The following is a 22,387-nucleotide window of genomic DNA, read 5'->3' as shown; positions in this document are numbered from 1 at the left end:
GGCGCGGATTCAATCGATGGGCGGCACCATTGCGCGAACAATGGCGTGACCGCAGCGGTCACGCCGCCAGTGCGAGCTTTGCCTCGTCGATCAGTCTCCGCAGGTCGGAGTGGGTTTCGGTGCGGTCTCGCCGCCAGATCAGGCCGGTCGCCAGCGCCGGGTCGAAATCGGCGAAGGGGAGTACCACGGTGCTTTCCGCGCGGTGCTTCTGCATTCCGCTCGCCGGGTCCAGCATTGAAATGGAGAACGCCGACCCGTTCGCGACGAATTCGCTGGTGCTGCCGTAATCGCCGGTGTTCAGCGTCATCCGGCGGTGGATCCCGGCGGCCCGCAGGCGCGCCTCCACCTCGTCGTAGTAGCTCGGCAGCATCCGCGGCGCCGGGCTCACGTAGGTGTGGTCGACCAGCTCGTGCAGCGAGACCGAGCTCCGGGAGCCGAACTCGGCGGCCGGCAGCACGGCGCCCAGCGGCTCGCGCATCACCTCGAACACCTCGATGCCCTCGGCGTGCACCGGCAGGTGCACCAGGGCCATCGCCAGCTCGCCGCGCTGCACCCCGACGAGCAGGTCGTCGCTGCCGCCCGGCCAGCGCTTGACGTCGCACTCGGCCGCGCACCGCTGCTCGAAGGACCGCAGCCGGTCGCGCAGCGAGGAGTGCAGGCCGGGCGGGATGCCGACGTAGACGACCGCGCGCTGCGGGCCGGTGGCCTCGCGCAGCCGCCAGGGGATGTCGTCGAACCGGCCGAGCACGTCCTTGGCGATCGGCAGCAGGGCTGCTCCGGCGCTGGTCAGCCGGACGTGGTGCGAGTCGCGCTCGAACAGCGCCGAACCGAGGTCGCGCTCCAGATCGCGAATGCGCTGGCTGAGCGGTGAGGTCGCCATGTGCAGCTGCCGCGCGGCCTTGGAGAACGACAGGTTCTCCGCGACGGCCACGAAGTACCGCAGGTGGAACATCTCCATGGCGTAGCTCAAGCTGTCGAAGCTGGTCCGGACTGTCCTACCAGCCTATCACGCGCGAATATCGTTGGCGCGCAACGGTTTTGAGGGCAGTCACGGTTCGGAGCGGTGCTTCGCCATCGCCGAGGGTGATCGGCGCGATGCGGACAGGTACCATCGACGAAGATCAACTCTGAGTGACTGTCAAGAGAGGATGGCTTGCTGAAAGTGTGATATTGCAACAGGGCTTGTTACCGATGAGTCATAAATGTTGAAGTTATATTGCGCTGCGTGACTGATCTTCCGTTTTGGGGTGATCGTCTCACCGTAAAGGTGGTACCCCGTATGAACTAAAGAGGGTATTTTTGCCACCACTGTTCGACATTGGACGGATGCATCAGGTTGTCGTGGAACGGAGTTAGTGCATGAACGCCGCCCAGTCGCTTCGCGGGTGCCCCGAGGGGTGTCGCCGCGGTCGCGTCGGGGCTGCACGAACTCCGGCGGGCGAGGTGACCGCACCTGTCACCGCTGCCGCCCGCACCGCGGTGCACCTGCTTGCGCCGGTCGGCCCGAGGTCGGGGTCGCCGGCACCCCACGTTGGTCAGGAGCCAGCGACCGCTTCGCGTGGAGTCGCCTTTCCGCCGTAGAAAGACTCGCACCCCACCTGCCGGAACCCTCGGCAGGAGATCTCGCGCGCCCTGACCGTCCCGCCTCCGGCAGCACCCCGCCGGTTCTGCGGTCCGGGCGCCACCATCGCGCGCGGCGGTCCGCACAGGAGGGACGTATGGAACCAACCGATCACAGCGGCACAACCCCGGACCGGGTGTCGCACCTGCTGGAATTCCTGCGCAGGTACAGCAGGCAGCGGCTCGACTCGCGGCGCATGGACGAGCGGCGCGCCTTCCCGACCTCGCTGATCCCGGACCTGGCCGCCCACGGGCTGTTCGGCCTGCAGATAGCCGAAGAGCACGGCGGGCTGGGCCTCTCCCACTCCGACTTCCTGCGCGTGATCACCCAGCTGGGCGCGATCGACGCGAACCTGTTCGTCCTCCTCGGCGTGCACAACACCCTCGGAGTCCCGCCGGTCGCGCACTACGCCGCGGAGCACGTGAAGAACGCGGTGCTGCCCGACGTGGCGCAGGGACGGGCGCTGATCACCAGCGCGATCAGCGAGCCCGGTGCGGGGTCGAACGTCCGCGCCGTCCAAGCGCGCGCGGAGCGGTGGCCGGACGGTTCCTACGTGATCAACGGTTCCAAGCAGTGGATCAGCCTGGGCGCTGATGCCACCTACGTCAACGTGTTCGCCAGGCTGAGCGACGAGTACGGCCGTGACCTGGGCATCACCGGTTTCCTGGTCGACACCTCGACGCCGGGCTTCGTGGGCGGCCCGGAGGTCCTCACCCTCGGCCTGAAGGCGGTCCCGCAGAACAGCCTGGAGTTCCAGAGCCTGCGCGTGCCCGGTGACGCCCTGCTCGGCGGTGAGGGCGCCGGGCTGCTCGCGGCGAAGGAAGCGTTCATGCGCGGCCGGGTCACCCTGGCCGCGGGCGGTCTGGGGGCGATGATGCGCTCCCTGGAGCTCGCCGAGCGCTTCGCGCGGCGCCGGCAGGTGGCCACCGGCAACCTGGCGGAGAACGGCCGCATCCACCAGCTCTTCGCCGAATCGGTGGCCGCCACCCAGGCCGTCGAGGCGCTGGTGCACTACATCGGCGCGCGGATGGACTCCGGCGAGCACGTCCCCGAGGAGCTCTTCTTCGCCGCGAAGATCACCGGCTGCGAGCTCATGTGGCAGGTGGTGGATCGCAGCGTGCAGCTGCTGGGCGCGCGCGGCTACGTCGACACCAACGTCCTCGGCCAGTTCTTCCGCGACTACCGGCTGCTGCGCATCTTCGAGGGCTCCACCGAGGCGATCACCGTCTACCTGGGCTCCCGGATGCTCGCCGCGCCGCAGCGCGTGCTGTCGCTGCTCGACGAGTTCGACGTGGCGCCGCACCTGCAGGAGCTCGCGGCCGGAGTCGCCAAGCTGGCCTCGGCCAAGACCGCGAACGTGCAGAGCCAGCACGTGCTGGCCAACGTCGTCGGCGAGCTGACCTGCTGGACGATCATGGCCGGCCTGACCGGGCAGTCGCAGCACCGCTCCGAGATGGCCCAGTACACCGCGGCCTGGTGCGAGCAGCAGCTGTCCGAGCGGTTACGCACGGCGGAGCAGGGCACACCGTTCGTGGAACTGCCCACTGTGGACGCCATCGCCCGGCACATCGGGAGCTACGACGACACCATCGGCGACGTGGAACAACGCCGCCCGGGCGACCAGAACGACCTGGACCTGCTGCTGCGCCGCCACTGAGCACTGCTGAGATTCCCAGGCTCGTCCTGGCTGGTGGTGCCGGTAGCGGCACCACCAGCCAGGACGAACAGCCGAAAAAGCCCCGGTGTTCATCTGAACGCCGGGGCTTTTCCTGTGGTCGTGCTCAGTTCTGCCGCTCCCGCTCGTGGGTGTGGATCAGCTCCACGCCCTCGCTGGCCAGCGACTTGATGGCGTGCAGGCCGTCCCGGCCCCACGGCCGCGGCTCGCTGTCGATGACGCAGAGCGTGCCGAGCGGGGTGCCGGTGCGGTCGATCAGCGGCGCACCCAGGTAGGAGCGGACGTTCATCCGGTCCACGATGTCGTTGCCCGCGAACCGCGGGTAGTCGCAGACGTCCTCCAGCACCAGCGCCATGCCGCGCGCGATGACGTGCGGGCAGTAGCCGGTGTCCAGCGGCGCGGTGCGCATCTCGGGGCCGGCGGTGGCACCGTCGTCGGGCATCATCTGCGAGTACAGGCCGCCGACGTACTGGTGGGTCGCGCCGACGAAGTTGACCATCGCGTTGGGCACGCCGAGGGTCTTCGCGACCCGCTTGGCGAACGCCTCGAACTCGGGCTCCGGCTTCTCGCCCAGCCCGAGCTGGCGGAGCCGTGCTTGCCGCTCGGCTCCGCGGTTGTCGACCGGGGTCAGATGCCGGTAGCCGGCTTCGTCGAAGGTCGTCATTGGGAACTCCGTTTCCAAATGGCGTCTACAGTGGACGGGCGGTCAGTACGTGCTCGGTCAGCTTCACCAGCACCGACGCCGCCGATCGCCGATCGCGCGCATCGCAGGCCACCACCGGCACGTGCGGTTTGATGTCCAGCGCTTCGCGCACCTCCTCGGGCTGGTAGTGGAACCCGCCCTCGAAGTGGTTGACCGCGATGACGAACTCGATGCCGCGCGACTCGAAGAACTCCACCGCGGCGAAGCAGTCCTCCAGCCGCCGGGTGTCGGCCAGGACCACCGCGCCGAGCGCGCCGCGCACCAGGTCCTCCCACATGAACCAGAACCGCTCCTGCCCAGGGGTGCCGAACAGGAACAGCACGATGTTCTGCGGGTCGAACGTGATGCGCCCGAAGTCCATGGCGACGGTGGTCGTGGTCTTCTCCACGACACCGGTCAGGTCATCGGTGCCGATGCTGGCGACGGTGAGGGTCTCCTCGGTGGTGAGCGGTTCGATCTCGCTGACCGACCGGACGAAAGTGGTCTTCCCGACGCCGAATCCGCCCGCGATCAGGAACTTGAACGCGGTCGGGAACAGCTCAGAGCTGTCGGAGACCATGCAGCAACGCCTCCAGTTGTTCTCGGTCCGGCATATCGGTGGGCACGCGCGTGGTGATGGCGCCCCAGTCGATGAGGTCGGACAGCAGTACTTTCGTGACCACCGCGGGTTGGCGCAGGTGGGCGGAGACCTCGGCGACCGAGGTGGCGAACCGGCACAGCTCCAGCATCCTGGCGTGCGTCGGTTCCACCCGGTCAGGAGCGAGACGACCGGTCGACCGCACCAGCGACTGCAGCGAGAGCGTCGCGGACGGTTTGGTCCGGCCGTTGGTGAGCGAGTACGGCCGCAGCAGGGGGCCGGCTTCGTTGTCCAGCCACATCTTCTCCGGAGGTCCCGACATCGTCACCTGCCCAGTTCGCCGACGCCCCGCGCGGCGGCCGGCTGCCGGGATGCGGTGGTCAGGTGCGCGGGCACGCGCTTGACGAGCTGGGCGATCTCGTAGCCCAGCACGGAGGCGTCGGCCTCCGGGGTGGCGAGCACGACGAGCACCGCGCCCTGGCCGGCGGCGGAGACGAAGAAGATCACGTCGTCGAACTCCGCCACCACCTGCCGGACGCCGCCGCCGGCACCGAAGCGGTAGCCGCCGTTGCGGGCCAGCGAGCACTGCGCGGCGGCCCAGGCGGCCAGCGCGTCGGCCTCGTCGGAATCCAGTCCGTGGTGGTATCGGCGCAGTCCGTCCGAGGAGGCCAGCAGGGCGCAGCGGGTGTGCGGAACCCGGCGCATCAGATCGGCGAGCAGCCAGCTCAGGTCGGATGCTGAGCCGGGCACGTCATTGGCCATCGGTAGAGAACTCCTTGGGATGAGTGCGGGGGAGGAGCGAGCGGGTCAGTCCGACTGGTCGTCGGGGCGTCGGTCGGCGACACCGCCTTCGACGCCCTGCCGGAAGGACGCCCACAAACCTGGGTTGGGTCCGCCGCGCGGGGTGTCGTCGGTCCGCGGACCGCCGGCGAGCTCCGGCGCGACGTAGCTCTTCGTTCGATCTCGCCGCGGCAGCGGCGGCCGCTTCTCGTCGATGAGCACCTTCTCTCCGGGGAACTGCCCGGTGGGGGTCGGCTCGCTCGGGAGCTGCGTTCTGGGGAACTGCATGGTCGTGTCCGAGGAGTTCGGCTTGTCCGCCGGGACGACTCCGGTGTGCCGCCCGTAGGACGGTGCCGAATTCCCGTTGGAACCGCCGGACATGCTCTCGACGGGAGCGCGGTGCACGCCGCGTCGAGTGCCGTTCTCGGGTGCGTGGACCGGCTCGGGCGGCGCGGGCCAGGCCTCGATCCGCTCCTGCCTGATCGCCGGCTCCGGCTTGGCGGCCGGTTCGGGTGCGACCGGCTCGGGCGCGGCGACCGGTTCCGGCCTGGCCACCGGCTCCTGCCTGGGCGGCGGTTCCGGTGCGGCCACCGGCTCCGGCGCGGCGGCCAGTTCCGGCTGGGGAGCCGGTTCCGGTGCCACGATGGCGTCCACGGGGGACCGCTCCGGCTCGCCGTCCTCGACCTCGCCGAGCAGCTTGTTCGGGATCACCACGTGGGCGTCGGTGCCGCCGTACATGTTGTTCTCGAGCTCGACGGCGACCTGGTGCCGCTGGCCGATCTGGGCGACCACGTACAGCCCGATCCGGCCGTCCTTGAGCCGCTCGTCGCGGTCCACGGTGCCGGGGTTGGCGAGCAGGTCGTTGAGCTGGGTGCGGTCGGCCGGGCTCATGCCCAGCCCGCGGTCGCGGATGTCGATCGCCATGCCCGCGGTGACCCGCTGGGTGCTCACCGTGACCTGGGTGTCGGGTTCGGAGAACGAGGTCGCGTTCTCGACGAGCTCGGCGACCAGGTGGATGACGTCGGCGACCGCGTGCCCGTGCAGCGTGCCGTCGACCGGCGGGATCACCTTGACCCGGGCGTAGTGCTCGACCTCGGCGACCGCCGAGCGCAGCACGGTGTACATCGCGACCGGCTGGCTCCACTGGCGCCGCGGCATCGAGCCGCCGAGCACCGCGAGGCTCTCCGCCTGCCTGCGGACGCCGGTGACCAGGTGGTCGACGGCGAACAGGCCCTTGAGCAGGTCCGGGTCCTCGACGCGCTGCTCGAGGTCGTCGAGCCGCTGGATGGCGCGGTGCGCCAGCGATTGCACGCGGCGGGCGATGTTGGCGAACACCGCGACGCTCGGGTCGACGGCCGCCCCGCTCTCGGTGAACTGCTGCATGCGGACCACGGCGAACTCGGCGGCGGCCTGCGCCTGCCGGATCTCGTAGGACAGCAGCTCGAAGGGATCGCTGCTCGCGCCGGGCTCACCGGTGGGCCACCTCGGCGCGGGCTGGTCGCCGGCCTGGACGCGTTCCACCAGCTGGGGAAGTTCTTCCCGGCCCTGGACGATCTCCTTGCGCAGGGTTTCGATCCACTGCCGCTCGCGGCGCGCGGTGTCGACGAGGGAGCGTTGCGCGTCCTTGGACGAGTCCTCGGAGCGCTCAATGAGCTCGGTAGCGGTGGCGGTCGCCTTGCGGAACCCTATGAGGAGGACGGCTATGCAGCCGATCCCTCCGACCCCGAGCGCTGCGTAGCGCAGCTCGACGGGCGTGTCCAGGGCCAGCACCACGGCCACGGCGATGCCCAGCAGGGCCACCACCACCAGCGGGAGCATGACCAGTCGCTGCAGCTCGGGCCGCAGGTCTTCATCCGCGTCGGACGTCGACGCGGGTAACCGCTCGGGCTCCGATGCGGCTAAAGGGAACTCAGACATCAGCGTCCTTGGTCGGGGGAGACGGCGACGGGCGCACCAGGCGCCGAGGGGTCGGGGGCGTCACCGCGGGACTACTGGTGTTTCACTTGTTGATCAACTCATCACCGGAGTGATCCTAGCGACCCTAGTGGAGAATCAGTAGCGAGGGTGTTGACCTTCGGAAACGCTTGAATTAAGCCTGCGACCGGCGGTGACGTGCGCGAAGTGCCCGCGCGTCCGCCCGATCCGGTCCGCGCTGGGCGATTCCGGGCGGGATCGGTCCAGTGGTCGCCCACCACGCGATCCCGCCCGTCCGGAGCGTCGGGCTGACCTGTGCGAACGGCCCTCCTCTAGCATCCGAACGCGATCTTGAGGTCGTCCGTTCGGGTGATTCTTGTGACGGCGGACACGCCGGGTCGCCGGTCAGCTGGTGATGTCCTTGCGCTGGAAGCGCCAGATCGCCAGCACGGTGAACACCATCGCGTAGGCCAGCGCGGAGAACATCCCGTGCGCGACGTCGGTCCAGTCGGCCTCGGCGCCGAGCAGGTCGGCGTAGGCGGTCGAGTAGTGCGTCGGCAGGTAGGAGCGCAGGCTCCCGAGCGCGTTGATCTGGTCCAGGATCTCGGACAGGATCGACACCACGACCGCGCCGCCGACCGCGCCGAGCGGGGCGTCGGTGCTCACGCTCAGCAGCAGCGCGAGACCGGCGATCCAGGTCAGGTGCACCGCCAGATAAGCGGTGGCCGCGGCCAGGCTCACCAGCCCGGCCGGGAACGGCACCGCCTCGCCGGTGATCGTCACCAGGTTCCCGGTGCCGTACCACAGCACGCCCACGCCCAGCGCCATCGCGGTCAGCAGCACCAGCCCGAAGACCGAGAGCAGCCCGGCGACGATCGCCTTCTGCCGGAGCAGCCGGACGCGCGGGACCGGCGCCGCCAGCAGGTACTTCAGGCTCGACCACGAGGACTCGCTGGCCACCGTGTCGCCGAAGAACAGCGCGACCACCACGACCAGCAGGAAACCGGTCGAGACGAACAGGGTGAACACGGTGAAGTTCAGCCCGCTCTGGGTGGCCATGTCGGCCAGCGTCCGCCCGCGCCCGCCCGCGTCGCCGATCTCGAACGACAGCAGCAGCAACACCGGCAGCACGACCAGGAAGCCCAGGGTCAGCCGGGTGCGGCGGCGGCGCAGCTGGCGGACCAGCTCCACCCGCACCGGGAGCGTCCGCCGCGCCCGGTAGCCCTCGATGCCGCCGTCCGGCTGCGCCGGGTGGCTGCGCCCCGAGAGCACCAGCGCGGTTTCGGTGGTGTCCAGCTTCCCGACCTTCGGGGGCTCGCTGAACTGCGGCTCGTCGGTCACCTGCTCTCCTCTCCGACCAGCTGCAGGAAGGCGTCCTCCAGCCGTCGCCGCGGCCCGACCTGGTGCACCGAGACCCCGGAGTCCACCAGCACGTTGACCGCCACGGCGGCCTTGTGCCCGGACAGGTCGGCGTGCACCAGATCGCCGTCGACCTCCACCTGGCCCAGCCCTTCGATCGTGCGCAGCGCCGCGGCGGCCTGCTGCGGCTCGTCGACCCGGAAGGTCGCCGCGCCGTCGACCGCCACGATGTCGGCCACGCTGCCGGTGGTCACCAGCCGGCCGTTGTGCATCACGACCACGTGGGTGCAGGTCTGCTCGACCTCGGCGAGCAGGTGGCTGGAGACCAGCACCGACCGCCCGGTGGCGGCGTAGCGGCGCAGTATCTCGCGCATCTGGTGGATCTGCGGCGGGTCGAGCCCGTTGGTCGGCTCGTCGAGCACCAGCAGCTCGGGCAGCCCGAGCATGGCCTGGGCGATCGCCAGCCGCTGCTTCATGCCCTGGCTGTAGCCGCGGACGCGGCGGTGCGCCGCACTGCCCAGCCCGGCGATCTGCAGCACCTCGTCGAAGCGGGCCTGCAGCATCGGACGTCCGGTCGCCGCCCAGTAGTACCGCAGGTTGTCCACACCGGACAGGTGCGGCAGGAATCCCGGGGACTCCACCAGCGCGCCCACCCGGGACAGCACCGGCGCGCCGGGCACCAGCCGGTGGCCGAAGAGCCGGATCTGCCCGGAGCTGGGCTGCAGCAGCCCGAGCATCATCCGCAGCGTGGTGGTCTTGCCCGCCCCGTTGGGGCCGAGCAGGCCGACGATCTGACCGCGCTCGACCCGGATGGACAGGTCCTGCACGGCGGCGGGCTTGTCCGGGTAGGACTTCGTCAGCCCGGCGATCACCAGGGGCGTGTCGGCCAGCATCGGGTCGAGGTCGTCGCTGCTCTTGCGGCGGATCCGCGAGATCACCCACGCGATCAGCGCCAGCCCGGCGAGGATCCCGGTGCCCACCAGCGGAGCGGTCGGCACGGCGTCGGCGCTGCTGGTCGTCCCGCGCACCGACGGGATCGACACCGTCGCGTCGCCGGCCAGCCCGATCAGGTGCACGGCGGGTTCCTTCGGCACCGAGTAGGCCTGGTCGGTGGTCGTCACCGCCAGCTCCAGGCGGTGACCGGTCTCCAGCGGGTGCACCACGCCGGGCAGCGCCACGTCGACCTCGACCGGGCTGCCGTCGGGCGGCAGGTCCGTCACGTGCAGCGGGGCGACCGCGTTGCCGATCAAGGTGCGCTTCTGCTCGGCGTCGACGTCGTAGAGCTTGGCGAACAGCACCGCGCTGCCGGTGCTGGGCTGGCCCGGCACCGAGGCCACCGACAACCGGGTCCGCGGCGTGCCGGAGATCAGCAGCTGGCTCTCCAGCGGTTCGGTGCGGAACACCGCGGTCTGGCCGGGCAGGTCCCGCGCCAGCGACTGGCCGAGGCTGCCCGCGGCGTCGAGCACCTGTCCGGCGCCGGGCAGCGAGCTGGTCGTCGCCGGGCTGCCGCCGGGCGGGTTGACCACTTCGGTGGGCGATCCGCGCAGCCCCAGCGCGAAGCGCGGAACCCGCTCGTGGCCGCCCACGCCCGGGTAGGCGTCGGCGGTGACGGTGCGGACCGGGATCTCGCCGTTGCGCTGCGGCCGCCCGGCGATGTCGAAGGCGAAGGCCGTGCCGGGATCGAGCCCCGGTTCGACGCCGCCGAGGTGGTGGGCGAACCAGTCGGCGATCTGCTGGCGCAGTTCCGGCCCGGGCTCACCGCCGTCGTGGCCGCCCGCGAACCAGATCGTCTTGACCGGCGTGCCCGCCGCGCTGATCTGCCGGGCGTTGGCATCGGCCTGGTCGAGGCCGAACAGGGTGTCCCGCTCGCCCTGCACCAGCAGCGTCGGCGCCTTGATCCGCGAGGTGACCGACTTCGGCGAGACCCGGTCGAGCAGGTCCAGCGTGGCCTGCCCGGCCCGCCCGGTCTGCGCCACCTCGCTGTAGGCGGCGCACACCTGGTCGGTGAAGTTCCCGCAGGTCAGCGACGGCTCCTGCAGGCTGGTCGAGGTGCTCGGGGCGCCTCCGTTCGGCTGCGCGTCCGGCCGGGGTGTGCTCCCGGCGGCGAACAGCAGCCCGGCCCAGGCCTGCTTGAACACGCCGTGGTCGTTGAACGAGCCGCCCGCCGGGGTGGTGGCGGGGCCCGCCAGCCGGGCGGCGTTGTTGGGCAGCAGCGCCTGGCCGAGGTCGTTGTAGGTCATCACCGGGGCGATGACGTCGACCCGCGGGTCCTGACCGGCGAGCAGCAGGCTCAGCGCACCTCCGTAGGACGTGCCGGTGACGCCGACCTTCGGGTCGCCGTCGCTGCTGCGGGCGACCTCGGGCTGGCGGGCGAGCCAGTCGAGCAGCTGCTGGGCGTCCTTGACCTCGTAGTCGGGGTCGTTGAGCGCGATCTGGCCGGTGCTGCGGCCGAATCCGCGGGAGGAGTAGGTGAGCACCGTGAAGCCGCGCTGCACGAGTTCGTGCGCCTGCGCGGCGGTGTCGTCCTTGCTGCCGCCGAAGCCGTGCGCGAGCAGGATCGTCGGCGCCGGGGTCTCCTCCGGGGCGTAGAGGGTGACGTCGAGCTGGATCCGCTGGTCGTCGTCGGGGCCGTCCAGCACGTCCACCATCGCCTCGCGGGGAGGTTCCGGTGCGGTGCGGCGGGGTTGCTCGCCGGACCACAGGAGTGCGGTGAGCACCACCACGGCTATGCAGGACAGCGCGGCCAGCGCGAGGCGCGTGCGGCGGCGGCGGGATGCGGACACGTTTTCGACAGTAGGGGAAGTCGGAGACACCGGTTCGTATCCAGACGAGTGCGAAGACAAGAAGCTATGAACCAGAGACCAAACAGCAACCGGACACCTCGTCGTGCCCGCCGCCGGGTCGTCGCCGCATCCCCGCGTGCGACCGGGTGCCGGTGATCATAACGTTGATCGGCCGCGGTGCAATGGCCGCTTCGGCCGCCGTCGGGGTGATGTGAGGGCGCTTCGCATTGCTGCCCGTGGACCCGCGCCGTACCGTCCGTGCGTGATGTTCGTTGCTCATGCGCACCCCGCCTGGTGTCGAGGCGCGCGGGTAAGTGACAATCTTGGCAAGTGGAGGGGAGTATTCCTTCGCGGCGGTGTCGTCATCACGGAACTTGCCTGGACAAGCCCGGTGCCGTCGACCGGCCTCAGGCCGGTGGAAGAGACCTCCGGTCCCTTGGCGCGTGCCCTGAACCGGAGGTGATTCATGGGTGCCGACGTGACGTTGCTCGCCCAGCAGACGCAACGAGTGGTCGACAAGCTCGACGTTCCGTGGTGGGTGTGGGCCGCCACGCTCGGCGGGTTGGCCCTGCTGCTGTTGCTCGACCTGGTGATCGTGGACCGCAAACCGCACGAGGTCACCACGGGTGAAGCGGCCAAGTGGGTCGCCTTCTACGTCGCGTGCGCGATCCTGTTCGGCATCGGTGTCTGGATCTTCGGCGATTCGCACTTCGCCATCCAGTACTTCACCGGTTACATCACCGAGTACTCGCTCAGCATCGACAACCTGTTCATCTTCATGGTGATCATGTCGAGCTTCGCGGTGCCGTCCATCCACCAGCACCGCGTGCTGCTGATCGGCATCCTGCTGGCGCTGGTGATGCGCGGCATCTTCATCGCGGTCGGCGCCGCGCTGATCGCGCAGTTCGTCTGGATCTTCTTCATCTTCGGCGCGTTCCTGATCTGGACCGCCATCAGCATGGTGCGCAAGAAGGACGAGGACGAGGAGTACGGCGAGAACGCCGTGGTCCGCTGGGTCCGCAAGGTGTTCCCGGTGACCGACGAGTACCACGGTCACAAGTCGATCGTGAAGATCGACGGCAAGAAGTTCCTGACGCCGATGTTCGTGGTGATCGTCGCGATCGGCAGCGCCGACCTGCTGTTCGCGGTGGACTCGATCCCGGCGATCTTCGGCATCACCCAGGACCCGTTCCTGGTCTTCGCCGCCAACGCCTTCGCCCTGATGGGCCTGCGGCAGCTGTACTTCCTGCTCGGCGGCCTGGTGGACAAGCTGATCTACCTGTCGGTGGGCCTGGCCGTGATCCTCGGGTTCATCGGCATCAAGCTGATCATCCACGCCTTCCACGAGTACCACCTGGTGCCGGAGTGGCTGGAGATCACCAACTGGATGTCGCTGAGCTTCATCGTGGTGGTCCTGGCCATCACGACCTGGGCCAGCCTGGCCAAGGCGAAGAAGAACGGCAGCGAGTCGGAGTCGGCACCGGAACAGGCCGAGAAGGCCTGACCGGTCGAAAACAAGGGTGCCCGGGACTCGGTGGAGTCCCGGGCACTTTCGCATCGTGGACCGGACAGCAGTTCGAAAGCCCGCGCGGTGTTTCAGTCGGTCGTCTCATCCCGGCCTGCGCACCGCCACGCAGAACGAGGTTGGAAAACGCTCTTCAGTCCAGCAGGGTGTAGCTGAGTTCTTTGCACACCCTCCCCAAAGGCACGTCCAGTCCCGGGTGGCTCAGGGGTAGCAGGACGTCGGGGGAGTCCGGCAAGGCCGTGGCCGCCGGTGGGTCCCACAGGCACAGCGACGGGTTGCCCGCGTCCATCGAGGAGCGGTACCAGAGGCCGTCGAGTTCCGGGTAGGCCGCGCGGATCCCGCGGGCCCAGGCCTGGGTGCGGAGCTTGGGGCCGGTGGCGATCGCCTGCGAGGCTCCCGCGCGGGTCGGCCACAGCCCGGTCAGGTCCAGCAGCCGCAGCGTCCGACGTGGACGGAACAGCACCAGCTGCGGGCCGCGGGTGCGGCGGTCCACTGTGGAAGTCGCCTGGAACACCTCTGCGATGCAGGTCTGCACCGACAGCGAGAAGTAGAGGACGCCGTGCTCGCGGGTGACCGTCGGTCCGCCCTGCGCGTTGGGCAGGTGCGGGTCGAAGCGGGCGTGCGGCAGCGGGCCCGCGTAGCGGAAGCTGTTCCACTGCTGGGGGTGGTTGCCCCCGGTGGTGAACACGCGCACCAGGCGAGTGCCGGCCGGCACCGCGATCACGTCTTCGGTGCGCCGGAGCATCGCCTGCAGCACTGCCGGCGCAGGCGGCTGGGGTAGCCGTGCCATGGACGTCCTGGAGTGGGGTCTCGAAGGGAGGGGGGATCGCTCAGGCCGGGGTGCCGATGGTTGCGGCGAGCGCGGCCACCCGCTGCGGGTCGCCGCCTGCCAGCAGCCACTCGCGCGGGCTCGCGGGGCGGTCCCCGAGTTCGAGGTCCTCCTGCGGCGTCGTCATGAAGTTGGCCAGCACCAGCGCCGGCTGGTCCACGGGCATCAGCGCGAGCACGCCGTCCAGCCCGGGGAGCACGTCGGTGTCGGTGAACTGCCACGCGGGCAGCCGCCATCCGCCGCGGTCCTTCCAGCCGATCAGCCGTCGTTCGCTGATCCGGTGCCGGATCCGGCTGGTGTCCACCCCGATGCGCTCGGCGGCCTGGTTGACCGAGAGCGCGGTGTCGCGCAGCACCGCCTGTTCGGCGACGGTGCGCGCACGGGGGTCGGCTTCGGCCTCGCCGAGCGGCGTCAGGTCCAGCCCCGCCTCGCTCAGGGCGACCCGTTCCGCGTCGCTGAAGTGCGCGGCCGGGTCCCCCTGGGGCGAGGTGAGCTTCTTGGCTGCATCCTCGACCAGTGTCAGGAATTCGTTGGCGGTGACCTTTAAACCGGCACGTGCCAACACGGTCTCCAGCGCGGCTGACATGCCTCCAGGGTAGCGCTGTTCGCCGGAAATGTGTGCGCGAACGTGCGCCGGGTGCGAAAACTCACTTTTCGTAGCATGTGAATTGCGCACTGTGACGAGTGGGCGACTCCGGTCGGGTCGTGCGACCGCGTGGTCGTGGGCCGAATGCCCGACCGGAGCCGCCACCGATTACGGCAGTGCGTCCAAATGCGCCCGGACCGGGTTGGAGAATCCGTTGCCGCTGCTGGCATCCCAGTTGATGGACCACGTCATGACGCCGCTGAGCGCGGGGCTCGGCTGGGCCGGTGTGTACTGTCCGCAGCCCTCGGCCGCGGTCAGGCACGTCAGCGCGTTGCCGATCACCGACGGGTCGACGTAGCCGCTACCGGCCGCGGACGGCGCGGCGGGCAGGCCCAGCGAGACCTGGTCCGGCCGCAGCACTTCCAGCAGGTAGCACGCCTGTGCGGTGATGAAGTCGACCGAGCCCTGGCTGTAGACGCCGCCGTCGCAGCCGTTCATCGAACCCGAGTTGTAGTACTGGGTGTGCACGACGGTGATGACGTCCTTGAGGTTGTTGATCAGCTGCATGTAGGAGCCACCGGGCTGCACGTCGAGCGTCTGCGGAGCCATGGTCAGCAGGAATCCGTCGCCCACCTTCGCGCGCAACTGCTGAACGGCACTGGTGGTGTTGGGGACGTTGAGGCCGTGCTCCAGGTCGATGTCCAACCCGTCGATGCCGTAATCGGTGAGGATTTTTCCGACCGAATCGACGAAGTTGGTCACGTTGGCCGGTGAGCTCAGGTCGACGTTGCCCAGTTCGCCGCCGATGGACAGCACGAACGACTTGCCCTCGGCCTTCTTCGCGGCGATGTCGGCCTTGAGCTGGTCGTCGGTGTAGCCGCCGAGCGCGTCGGACAGCTTCGGGTCGACGTTGAAGGTGACCGCGCCGGGGCGGGCCGGGTCGGCGTTGGCGAAGGCCAGTGCGATCAGGTCGTAGTTCGGCGAGATGTCGCTGACCTTGAGCGGCTTGGCGGCGTTGACGAAGTTCTGCCAGTAGCCGGTGAGCTGGTGCTTCGGCAGGGCCTGCGGTGCCTCGGCCGTGGCGGCGGCCGGTGCGAGCGCGAGTGCGGTCAGGGCTGCCGCGGCCAGGGTGGCCAGGCGTCTCATCATCGAGACCTCCGGGGGATCGGTGCCGGATGCGTCTTCGAAAAATGGACTAGACCAGCTGTCCGGTCAACGGTTTGGCGAGCTTGCGAAGCGCCGGAAGGGTTGACGCAGCCGGGCGCGGGTCGTTGACTGGACGTACCGACTGGTCGGTCTCAACGTGGAGCTCCGCGGCGACGAGATCCTGACGAGGGGGCCGAGGGAGAGGAAGGGTGCAGATGAGCAAGCGCTTCGACGGCCGGGTGGCGATCGTGACCGGCGCCAGCCGGGGCATCGGCCTGGCCATCGCCGAGCGGCTGGTGGTCGAGGGCGCGAAGGTGACCGTGACCGCGCGCAAGCCCGAGCCGCTGGCCGAGGCGGTGGCGGGGCTGGGCGGCGCAGAGCACGCGCTCGGGATCGCCGGGAAGGCCGACGACGCCGAGCACCGGGCCGAGGCGGTTGCCCGGACGGTCGAGGCGTTCGGCCGGGTGGACCTGCTGGTCAACAACACCGGGATCAACCCGGCCTACGGCCCGCTGCTCGACGTGGACCCCGCCGTCGCGCGCAAGTCCCTTGAGGTCAACGTGCTCGCCGCGCTGGCGTGGACCCAGCAGGTCCACCGGGCGTGGATGGCCGAGCACGGCGGTTCGGTGCTCAACGTGTCCTCTGTGGCCGGTGTGCGGCCGGCGCCCGGGATCGGCTTCTACGGGGCCACCAAGGCGATGCTGGCCTACATCACCAAGGACCTCGCGGTGGAGCTCGGCCCGAAGGTCCGGGTCAACGCCATCGCGCCGGCGGTGGTCAAGACGCAGTTCGCCACCGCGCTCTACGAGGGACGCGAGGACGAGGTGGCCGCGCAGTACCCGTTGCAGCGCCTGGGAGTTCCCTCCGACATCAGCGGTGCGGCGGCGTTCCTGCTCTCCGACGAGGCGTCCTGGATCACCGGGCAGGTCCTGGTGCTCGACGGCGGCGTGACGCTGAGGGGTGGTGTGTGAGGTGCGGCTCGACGGTTCCGCGGTGGTGATCACCGGAGCGGGCAACGGCATCGGCGCGGCGATGGCCCGCAAGTTCGCCGAGCTCGGCGCGAACGTCGTGCTGGCCGATGTGGACACCGAAGCCGTTCGGCGGGTGGCGGCGGAGGTCGGCGGCCTGGCCGTGCCGGGCGACGCCGCGAGCGAGGACGGGGTGCGCGCGCTGGTCGGCGCGGCGCTCGGCGAGCACGGGCGCATCGACCTGTTCTGCGCCAACGCCGGGATCTCCCGCGGCGGCGGCCCGGAGGCCGACGAGGCGGCGTGGGCCGATTCCTGGGAGGTCAACGTGATGGCGCACGTCCGCGCGGCCCGCGCGGTGCTGCCGCACTGGCTGGAGCGCGGGCAGGGGCACTTCCTGGCCACGGTGTCGGCGGCCGGGCTGCTGACCATGCTGGACGCCGCGCCGTACTCGGTGACCAAGCACGCCGCGCTCGGCTTCGCCGAATGGATGGCGATCACCTACGCGGACAAGGGGATCACCGTGCAGGCGCTGTGCCCGCAGGGCGTGCGCACGAACATGCTCGGCAGCAGCGGGGACGCAGGCAAGACGCTGCTCGACGACGGGGCGCTGGAACCCGAGCAGGTCGCCGACCTGGTCGCCGACTCGCTGGACGGCGGCGAGTTCCTGGTCCTGCCGCACCCGGAGGTCGCTGACTACTACGCGTTGCGCGCCGGTCAGCCGCAGCGGTGGCAGGCGGGCATGCGCAAGCTCCAGCGCAAGCTGGGCTGATCCCGCCGGTCCGCCGCGCGGCGGACCGGCGGCTCGATACGCTGAAAGCCTGTCGGCGAATGCCGTCCGCGTCCTGGGAAGCGGCGGCAGCCGCTTGCATCCACTTACGTAAGGTGACCACCGTCGGGTTCTGAGCGGGACCGACAGGGGAGGTAGACATGGCGCGGGTGGCCAGCGGCCGCACCACTGCCGCGACGGCGGCGGGGGACGAGCCGGTCCCGCAGCGATTGCTCTCGGTGGCGACGCGGCTGTTCGCCGAGCAGGGCTACGAGCTGACCTCGGTGCAGCAGATCGTGGACGCCGCCGGCGTCACCAAGGGGGCGATGTACCACTACTTCGGCTCCAAGGACGACCTGCTCTACGAGATCTACGCGCGCGTCCTGCGCGTCCAGCACGCGCGGATGGAGAGCGCGGCGGCCGCCGACTCCCCGGTGCAGGAGCGGTTGCACGCGGTCGCCGCCGACGTGGTCGCTACCACGGCGGCCAACCTGGACGACACGAAGATCTTCTTCCGCTCCATGCACCTGCTGCACCCGGACAAGCAGGCCGAGGTCCGCGCGGAGCGCCGCCGCTACCACGAGCGGGTGTGCGCGCTGATCGAGGAGGGCCAGCGCGCCGGGGTGTTCCGGGCGGACAAGTCGCCGGACCTGGTGGTGGACTTCTTCTTCGGTGCGGTGCACCACTTGGGCACCTGGTTCCGCCAGGACGGCGAGCTCACCGGGCAGGACGTGGGAGAGCAGTTCGCCGACCTGCTGCTGGCCTCGCTGCGGCCCTGATCCCGGTACCGGTCAACGGTTTTCACCTTGACCGCGCGGTGCCGGGGTGCGAGATTCCCAGCAGTTGCGGAAGAACGCCGACGTTCCCGCTCCGGACTCTGGTGGTCAGATGAGCAGCTACGCGCAACGACCTTGGCTCGCCCACTACGGGAACCTCCCGGCGGACATCGAACCCGAGCACGGCACCGTCCTCGACCTGTTCCGGGCCGCGGTGTCCCGCGCCCCGGAAACCGCGGCGATCCGCTACTTCGACGGCGAGCTCACCGTGGCCGAGGTGGACGCGGCCTCCGACGCGCTCGCGGTGGCGTTGCAGGACAACGGTTTCCAGCAGGGCGACCGGCTCGGCGTCTACGTGCAGAACGACCCCGCGTTCGTGGTCGCGGTGGTGGCCGCGTGGAAGGCCGGGGGCGCCGCGGTGGTCATCAACCCGATGAACAAGGCGCGGGAGCTCTCCTACCTGCTGGCCGATTCGGGCGCCACCGCGCTGCTGTGCCTGGACGAGCTGCACGACTCGGTCGCGCGGGAGGTCCTCGCCTCGGGAGCCACGCAGGTGTCGACCGTCATCACGTGCTCAGCGCAGGACTGGCGCTCCGGCGCAGTACCGCGGGCCGGCGGGGAAACGCTGGACCTGCTCGAAATCGTCGAGCGCAATGCCGGGCGCGAGCCGGTGGCCGACCCGCCGTCACCAGACGACGTCGCGGTGCTCACCTACACCTCGGGCACGACCGGTGAACCCAAGGGCGCGATGAACACCCACGCCGTGATCGCGTTCAACGCGCAGGCCTTCCGCGACTGGATGGGGCTGACCCCGGCCGACAGCGTGCTGGGCGTCGCGCCGCTGTTCCACATCACCGGCCTGGTCGGGCACTTCGCGCTGTCCCTGCTCGTGCCGTGCCCGCTGGTGCTGGCCCACCGGTTCCAGCCCGAGGTGGTCCTGGAGGCGATCCGCAGGCACCGGCCCACCTTCACCATCGGCGCGATCACCGCGTTCATCGCCCTGGCCGCGGTGGAAGGCGTGTCACCGGCGGACTTCCGCTCGTTCCGGCTGATCTACTCCGGCGGCGCGCCGGTGCCGCCCGCGGTCAACCAGCAGTTCCTGGAGCGCACCGGCCACTACATCCACAACGCCTACGGCCTGACCGAGACGACGTCGATCACCCACCTCGTGCCCCCGGGCGCGCGAGCGCCGGTGGATCCCACCTCCGGCGCGCTGTCGATCGGCCTGCCGATCTTCAACACGGTGGTGCGGATCCTCGACGACGAGGGCGCGGAGGCCCCGGTGGGGCAGGTGGGTGAGATCGCGATCGCCGGCCCGCAGGTGGTGCCCGGGTACTGGGGCAAGCCCGAAGCGACGGCGGCGGCCCTGCCGAACGGCGAACTGCGCACCGGCGACGTCGGTTTCATGGACGCCGACGGCTGGTTCTACGTGGTGGACCGCAAGAAGGACCTGATCAACGCGGCCGGTTACAAGGTGTGGCCGCGCGAAGTGGAGGACGTCCTCTACGAGCACCCTGCCGTGCTGGAAGCGGCGGTGGTGGGAGTGCCCGATCCGTACCGCGGCGAGACGGTCAAGGCCTTCGTCGCCCTGAAGCCTGGAGCGTCGGCGACGACGGAGGACCTGCTGGCCCACTGCAAGGACCAGCTGGCGGCCTACAAGTACCCGCGCCGGATCGAACTGCTGCCGGAACTGCCCAAGACCCCGACCGGGAAGATCCTCCGCCGCACCCTGCGCGACCGCTAGCCGCTCAGCCCAGCTTCGCGACCACGGCCTCCGCCACGGCCTTGGCGCTGCCCGGGTTCTGGCCGGTGATCAGGGTGTCGTCCTCGACGACGTGGGTTTCGAACGGCAGGGCGGCGGTGGAGTAGTGCGCACCGCGCTCGATCAGCTCGTCCTGCAGGCTGTAGGGCACGACCTGCTCGCGCTTGGCCAGTTCCTCCTCCGGCCAGGAGAACCCGGTGACGTTCCGCCCGCTGACCAGGTGCTCGCCGCTGCCGAGCTTGGCGCTGAGCAGCCCGCACGCTCCGTGGCAGACCGATGAGACGACCTTGCCGGACTCGTGGAACTCGCGGAGCAGCGCGGCCAGCCGCTCGCTGCGCGGGAAGTCGAACATCACTCCGTGCCCGCCGGTGAGGTAGATGGCGTCGTAGTCGGCGGCGTCCACCTCGGCCACGGAGGGTGTGTCGCGCAGCCGGTCCATGAACTCCCGGTCGGCGTAGCGCCGGTCGGTGCCGAGTTCGGCGAGCACGCCGTGGCTCAGGCTCTCCGGGTCGAGCGGGACGTACCCGCCGTCGATGCCGGCGATGGTGCAGCTGTGGCCTGCGCGTTCGGCGACGTCGTAGAAGTGGGTCAGCTCGCCGAGCCACAGGCCGGTGCGGAAACCGGCCCGCTCGTACTCGCCGACGTTGGTCACGATGATCAGGATTCGCTTCGTCATGATCGGTGCTCCTCGCGGTCGTCCCTGCGCACCACTGTCCCGTGCGGCGAGACTCCGCGCAGCGATGTGAACGATCTTCACTTATAGCTGTGGCTTCAGTGCCGAGCGAAATCAATCCGAGAACAATTCGGGTCCGGCGGTACCAATTCGCTGTGGAGGGTTGCGCCGCACGTGGTCGGGGAGGTTCGCTACCGCTTGCCCTTCACGTCTGTCTCATCGCGGGAGCGAGCATGACACCCCTTGTGCCAACCCCAGCCCTGCTCGACCGCACCTCAGGGGACCGTGATGCAGCCCAGCCACAAGAAACCCCGCAACGCAAGATCGACCCCGCACGCGACCACCACTGAAAAACGCGGAGAGGCGGGACTGCGAGGCGGTACAGCATGAGCGAAACCCGCGCCGGCCGGCCGCCGCGGCTCGACCGGGTGCTGAACCTGGTGGAGCGGGTGGGCAACAAGCTGCCCGAGCCGTTCATCCTGTTCGGACTGCTGTTCCTGGCCGTGGTGGTGATCTCCACTGCGGTGGCGGCTTTCGGCGTCACCGTGCGGATTCCCGGCGATGACGAGGTGACGCCGATCCGCGGCGCGCTCACCGGCGAGGGCCTGGAGTTCCTGTTCACCAAGATGGCGGAGAACTTCATCGGGTTCCCGCCGTTGGAAACGGTGGTCACGATCATGCTCGCGGTCGGCCTGGCCGAGCGCACCGGGCTGCTCACCGCGCTGATCCGCGTCGCCTTCGGCGGGGCGCCGCGCTGGGTGCTGCCCTACGCGGTCGGGCTGGTGGGCATCGCGGCCAGCGTGATGGCGGACTCCTCGATGATCATCATCCCGCCGCTGGCGGCGCTGGTGTTCAAGGCCGCCGGGCGGCACCCGGTGGCCGGGCTGCTGGGCGGGTTCGCCGCGGTGGGCGCGGGCTACTCGACCTCGCCGCTGGTGACCAGCCTGGACGCGCTGTTCGCCGGGATCAGCAACAAGGTCGCCGAGACCCTGCCGGATCCGGGCACGGTGGTCACGCCGGTGTCCAACTACTACTTCAACCTGGCCTCCTCGATCGTGCTCGGCCTGCTCGCCGGGCTGCTGATCGACAAGGTCATCGAGCCGCGGCTGGTGCGCACCGGGGTGCCGCGCGAGGAGTCCGAGGCGGCGCCTTCGGTCAAGGCCGAGCTCGAACCGGCGGAGCGCCGCGGCCTGATCCGCGCCGGGGTGGCGTTCCTGCTCACCGCCGCCGGGGTGCTGCTGCTGGTGGTGTGGCCGGATTCGCCGCTGCGCAACGAGGCGGGCGGTTTCCTGCCGAAGTCGCCGCTGCTGGACTCGGTGACCACGCTGATCTTCCTGGGCTTCGTGGTGCCGGCGATCGTCTACGGCGCGCGGGTGGGCGTGGTGCGGCGGGCCGCCGACGTGCCGAAGCTGATGGCCGAGGCGATCCGGGAGCTGGCTGGTTTCCTGGTGCTGGCGTTCATGCTCGGCCAGTTCATCGCGCTGTTCAACTGGACGAATCTCGGTGCGTGGGTGGCGGTTTCGGGCGCCGAGCTGCTGCGCGCGATCGGACTGGACGGCTACCCGGCGTTCCTCGGGTTCATGGTGCTGGCCTCGGTGCTGAACCTGTTCATCATCTCCGGGTCGAGCCTGTGGACGCTGATGGCGTCGGTGTTCGTGCCGATGTTCGTGCTGCTGGGCTTCGAACCGGGCTTCGCGCAGGCGGCGTTCCGGGTGGGCGACTCGGCGACCCAGATCATGACGCCGCTGAACCCGTACATGATCATCATCCTGGGCTACCTGCGCCGCTACGAACCGGAGGCGGGCATGGGCACCCTGGTGGCCCGCATGACGCCGTTCGTGATCCCGTTCTGGCTGGTCTGGGCCCTGATCCTGACGGTCTTCTACTTCGCCGACCTGCCCCTGGGCCCTGGCACGGGCATCCGCATCACCCCGTGACGCCCCG

19 protein-coding genes are annotated in these 22,387 nt (G+C 70.0%); 7 read left to right on the top strand and 12 right to left on the bottom strand.

Translation table 11 applies throughout. The features are described 5' to 3' along the window. Positions 1-58: 58 nt before the first annotated feature. A complete protein-coding gene (locus ATL45_RS01875) occupies positions 59-958 on the bottom strand; it encodes a LysR family transcriptional regulator (protein WP_093156120.1) in 900 nt (299 codons plus the stop codon). Between the two features lie 760 nt (positions 959-1,718). On the opposite strand from ATL45_RS01875, the gene ATL45_RS01870 reads away from it, so the two are divergent. Continuing rightward, a complete protein-coding gene (locus tag ATL45_RS01870) occupies positions 1,719-3,278 on the top strand; it encodes an acyl-CoA dehydrogenase family protein (protein ID WP_093156118.1) in 1,560 nt (519 codons plus the stop codon). A 124-nt stretch (positions 3,279-3,402) separates the two neighbouring features. Here the strand turns inward: ATL45_RS01870 and ATL45_RS01865 are convergent, their stop codons facing one another. From ATL45_RS01865 to ATL45_RS01835, 7 genes are all read right to left on the bottom strand, one after another. Then, positions 3,403-3,960: a GAF domain-containing protein gene (locus ATL45_RS01865; RefSeq protein WP_093156117.1), complete on the bottom strand. Its 558-nt coding sequence runs from the start codon at positions 3,958-3,960 to the stop codon at positions 3,403-3,405. A 25-nt stretch (positions 3,961-3,985) separates the two neighbouring features. Next, complete coding sequence (locus ATL45_RS01860) at positions 3,986-4,558, bottom strand: GTP-binding protein (RefSeq protein ID WP_093156115.1); 573 nt, start codon at positions 4,556-4,558, stop codon at positions 3,986-3,988. Continuing rightward, positions 4,539-4,898 carry a DUF742 domain-containing protein gene (locus ATL45_RS01855; RefSeq protein ID WP_093156114.1) on the bottom strand — a complete coding sequence of 120 codons (360 nt, stop codon included), beginning with the start codon at positions 4,896-4,898 and terminating at the stop codon, positions 4,539-4,541. Before ATL45_RS01855 ends, ATL45_RS01860 begins: the two co-directional genes overlap by 20 nt. Positions 4,899-4,900: 2 nt before the next feature. Further along, positions 4,901-5,338 (bottom strand): roadblock/LC7 domain-containing protein, encoded by a 438-nt coding sequence (locus ATL45_RS01850; protein ID WP_093156112.1) that lies wholly within the window; start codon positions 5,336-5,338, stop codon positions 4,901-4,903. A gap of 45 nt (positions 5,339-5,383) precedes the next feature. After that, positions 5,384-7,273: an ATP-binding protein gene (locus ATL45_RS01845; RefSeq protein WP_093156110.1), complete on the bottom strand. Its 1,890-nt coding sequence runs from the start codon at positions 7,271-7,273 to the stop codon at positions 5,384-5,386. 402 nt (positions 7,274-7,675) lie between these two features. Next, positions 7,676-8,611 (bottom strand): ABC transporter permease, encoded by a 936-nt coding sequence (locus ATL45_RS01840; protein ID WP_093156109.1) that lies wholly within the window; start codon positions 8,609-8,611, stop codon positions 7,676-7,678. Then, on the bottom strand, positions 8,608-11,412 hold the full coding sequence (locus ATL45_RS01835) for an alpha/beta fold hydrolase (RefSeq protein ID WP_170210133.1): 2,805 nt from the start codon (positions 11,410-11,412) through the stop codon (positions 8,608-8,610). The genes ATL45_RS01840 and ATL45_RS01835 overlap by 4 nt, the downstream gene beginning before the upstream one ends. A 466-nt stretch (positions 11,413-11,878) precedes the next feature. On the opposite strand from ATL45_RS01835, the gene ATL45_RS01830 reads away from it, so the two are divergent. Further along, a complete protein-coding gene (locus tag ATL45_RS01830; RefSeq protein ID WP_093156107.1) occupies positions 11,879-12,916 on the top strand; it encodes a TerC family protein in 1,038 nt (345 codons plus the stop codon). A 154-nt stretch (positions 12,917-13,070) separates the two neighbouring features. On the opposite strand, the gene ATL45_RS01825 is transcribed toward ATL45_RS01830, so the two are convergent. The 3 genes from ATL45_RS01825 to ATL45_RS01815 form a co-directional block, all read right to left on the bottom strand. Continuing rightward, positions 13,071-13,727, bottom strand: coding sequence for an RES family NAD+ phosphorylase (locus ATL45_RS01825; protein ID WP_177242028.1), 657 nt, complete (start codon positions 13,725-13,727; stop codon positions 13,071-13,073). A gap of 40 nt (positions 13,728-13,767) precedes the next feature. After that, complete coding sequence (locus ATL45_RS01820) at positions 13,768-14,352, bottom strand: DNA-binding protein (protein ID WP_093156106.1); 585 nt, start codon at positions 14,350-14,352, stop codon at positions 13,768-13,770. A gap of 168 nt (positions 14,353-14,520) precedes the next feature. Beyond that, the gene (locus ATL45_RS01815; protein ID WP_246025116.1) at positions 14,521-15,501 is read right to left on the bottom strand and encodes a chitinase; all 981 of its coding nucleotides are present in this window, start codon (positions 15,499-15,501) and stop codon (positions 14,521-14,523) included. Positions 15,502-15,713: 212 nt separating this feature from the next. Here ATL45_RS01815 and ATL45_RS01810 point away from each other — a divergent pair, with 212 nt between their 5' ends. From ATL45_RS01810 to ATL45_RS01795, 4 genes are all read left to right on the top strand, one after another. Continuing rightward, a complete protein-coding gene (locus ATL45_RS01810; RefSeq protein ID WP_093156104.1) occupies positions 15,714-16,469 on the top strand; it encodes an SDR family oxidoreductase in 756 nt (251 codons plus the stop codon). Between the two features lies 1 nt (position 16,470). Then, positions 16,471-17,235: an SDR family oxidoreductase gene (locus tag ATL45_RS01805; RefSeq protein WP_439332434.1), complete on the top strand. Its 765-nt coding sequence runs from the start codon at positions 16,471-16,473 to the stop codon at positions 17,233-17,235. Between the two features lie 158 nt (positions 17,236-17,393). Further along, positions 17,394-18,011 carry a TetR/AcrR family transcriptional regulator gene (locus tag ATL45_RS01800; RefSeq protein WP_093156103.1) on the top strand — a complete coding sequence of 206 codons (618 nt, stop codon included), beginning with the start codon at positions 17,394-17,396 and terminating at the stop codon, positions 18,009-18,011. Positions 18,012-18,120: 109 nt separating this feature from the next. Next, positions 18,121-19,752: an AMP-binding protein gene (locus ATL45_RS01795; protein ID WP_093156101.1), complete on the top strand. Its 1,632-nt coding sequence runs from the start codon at positions 18,121-18,123 to the stop codon at positions 19,750-19,752. 4 nt (positions 19,753-19,756) lie between these two features. Here the strand turns inward: ATL45_RS01795 and ATL45_RS01790 are convergent, their stop codons facing one another. Next, positions 19,757-20,446, bottom strand: a complete 690-nt coding sequence (locus ATL45_RS01790; RefSeq protein ID WP_170210132.1) for a type 1 glutamine amidotransferase domain-containing protein — start codon at positions 20,444-20,446, stop codon at positions 19,757-19,759. 383 nt (positions 20,447-20,829) lie between these two features. Between ATL45_RS01790 and ATL45_RS01785 the strand changes: the two genes are divergently transcribed. Next, the gene (locus ATL45_RS01785) at positions 20,830-22,380 is read left to right on the top strand and encodes an AbgT family transporter (protein WP_093156100.1); all 1,551 of its coding nucleotides are present in this window, start codon (positions 20,830-20,832) and stop codon (positions 22,378-22,380) included. Positions 22,381-22,387 lie beyond the last annotated feature (7 nt).

Source organism: Saccharopolyspora antimicrobica, from assembly GCF_003635025.1.
In the GTDB taxonomy this organism is placed as follows: domain Bacteria; phylum Actinomycetota; class Actinomycetes; order Mycobacteriales; family Pseudonocardiaceae; genus Saccharopolyspora; species Saccharopolyspora antimicrobica.
Note: the sequence above shows the minus strand (reverse complement) of the source record. Positions and strands in the feature narration are given on the sequence as shown.

Bases quoted from the DNA above. Each gene is read 5' to 3' on its own strand.
- ATL45_RS01875 (WP_093156120.1), bottom strand. From the start codon at position 958: ATGGAGATGTTCCACCTGCGGTACTTCGTGGCCGTCGCGGAGAACCTG.
- ATL45_RS01870 (WP_093156118.1), top strand. From the start codon at position 1,719: ATGGAACCAACCGATCACAGCGGCACAACCCCGGACCGGGTGTCGCAC.
- ATL45_RS01865 (WP_093156117.1), bottom strand. From the start codon at position 3,960: ATGACGACCTTCGACGAAGCCGGCTACCGGCATCTGACCCCGGTCGAC.
- ATL45_RS01860 (WP_093156115.1), bottom strand. From the start codon at position 4,558: ATGGTCTCCGACAGCTCTGAGCTGTTCCCGACCGCGTTCAAGTTCCTG.
- ATL45_RS01855 (WP_093156114.1), bottom strand. From the start codon at position 4,898: ATGTCGGGACCTCCGGAGAAGATGTGGCTGGACAACGAAGCCGGCCCC.
- ATL45_RS01850 (WP_093156112.1), bottom strand. From the start codon at position 5,338: ATGGCCAATGACGTGCCCGGCTCAGCATCCGACCTGAGCTGGCTGCTC.
- ATL45_RS01845 (WP_093156110.1), bottom strand. From the start codon at position 7,273: ATGTCTGAGTTCCCTTTAGCCGCATCGGAGCCCGAGCGGTTACCCGCG.
- ATL45_RS01830 (WP_093156107.1), top strand. From the start codon at position 11,879: ATGGGTGCCGACGTGACGTTGCTCGCCCAGCAGACGCAACGAGTGGTC.
- ATL45_RS01825 (WP_177242028.1), bottom strand. From the start codon at position 13,727: ATGGCACGGCTACCCCAGCCGCCTGCGCCGGCAGTGCTGCAGGCGATG.
- ATL45_RS01820 (WP_093156106.1), bottom strand. From the start codon at position 14,352: ATGTCAGCCGCGCTGGAGACCGTGTTGGCACGTGCCGGTTTAAAGGTC.
- ATL45_RS01815 (WP_246025116.1), bottom strand. From the start codon at position 15,501: ATGATGAGACGCCTGGCCACCCTGGCCGCGGCAGCCCTGACCGCACTC.
- ATL45_RS01810 (WP_093156104.1), top strand. From the start codon at position 15,714: ATGAGCAAGCGCTTCGACGGCCGGGTGGCGATCGTGACCGGCGCCAGC.
- ATL45_RS01800 (WP_093156103.1), top strand. From the start codon at position 17,394: ATGGCGCGGGTGGCCAGCGGCCGCACCACTGCCGCGACGGCGGCGGGG.
- ATL45_RS01795 (WP_093156101.1), top strand. From the start codon at position 18,121: ATGAGCAGCTACGCGCAACGACCTTGGCTCGCCCACTACGGGAACCTC.
- ATL45_RS01790 (WP_170210132.1), bottom strand. From the start codon at position 20,446: ATGACGAAGCGAATCCTGATCATCGTGACCAACGTCGGCGAGTACGAG.
- ATL45_RS01785 (WP_093156100.1), top strand. From the start codon at position 20,830: ATGAGCGAAACCCGCGCCGGCCGGCCGCCGCGGCTCGACCGGGTGCTG.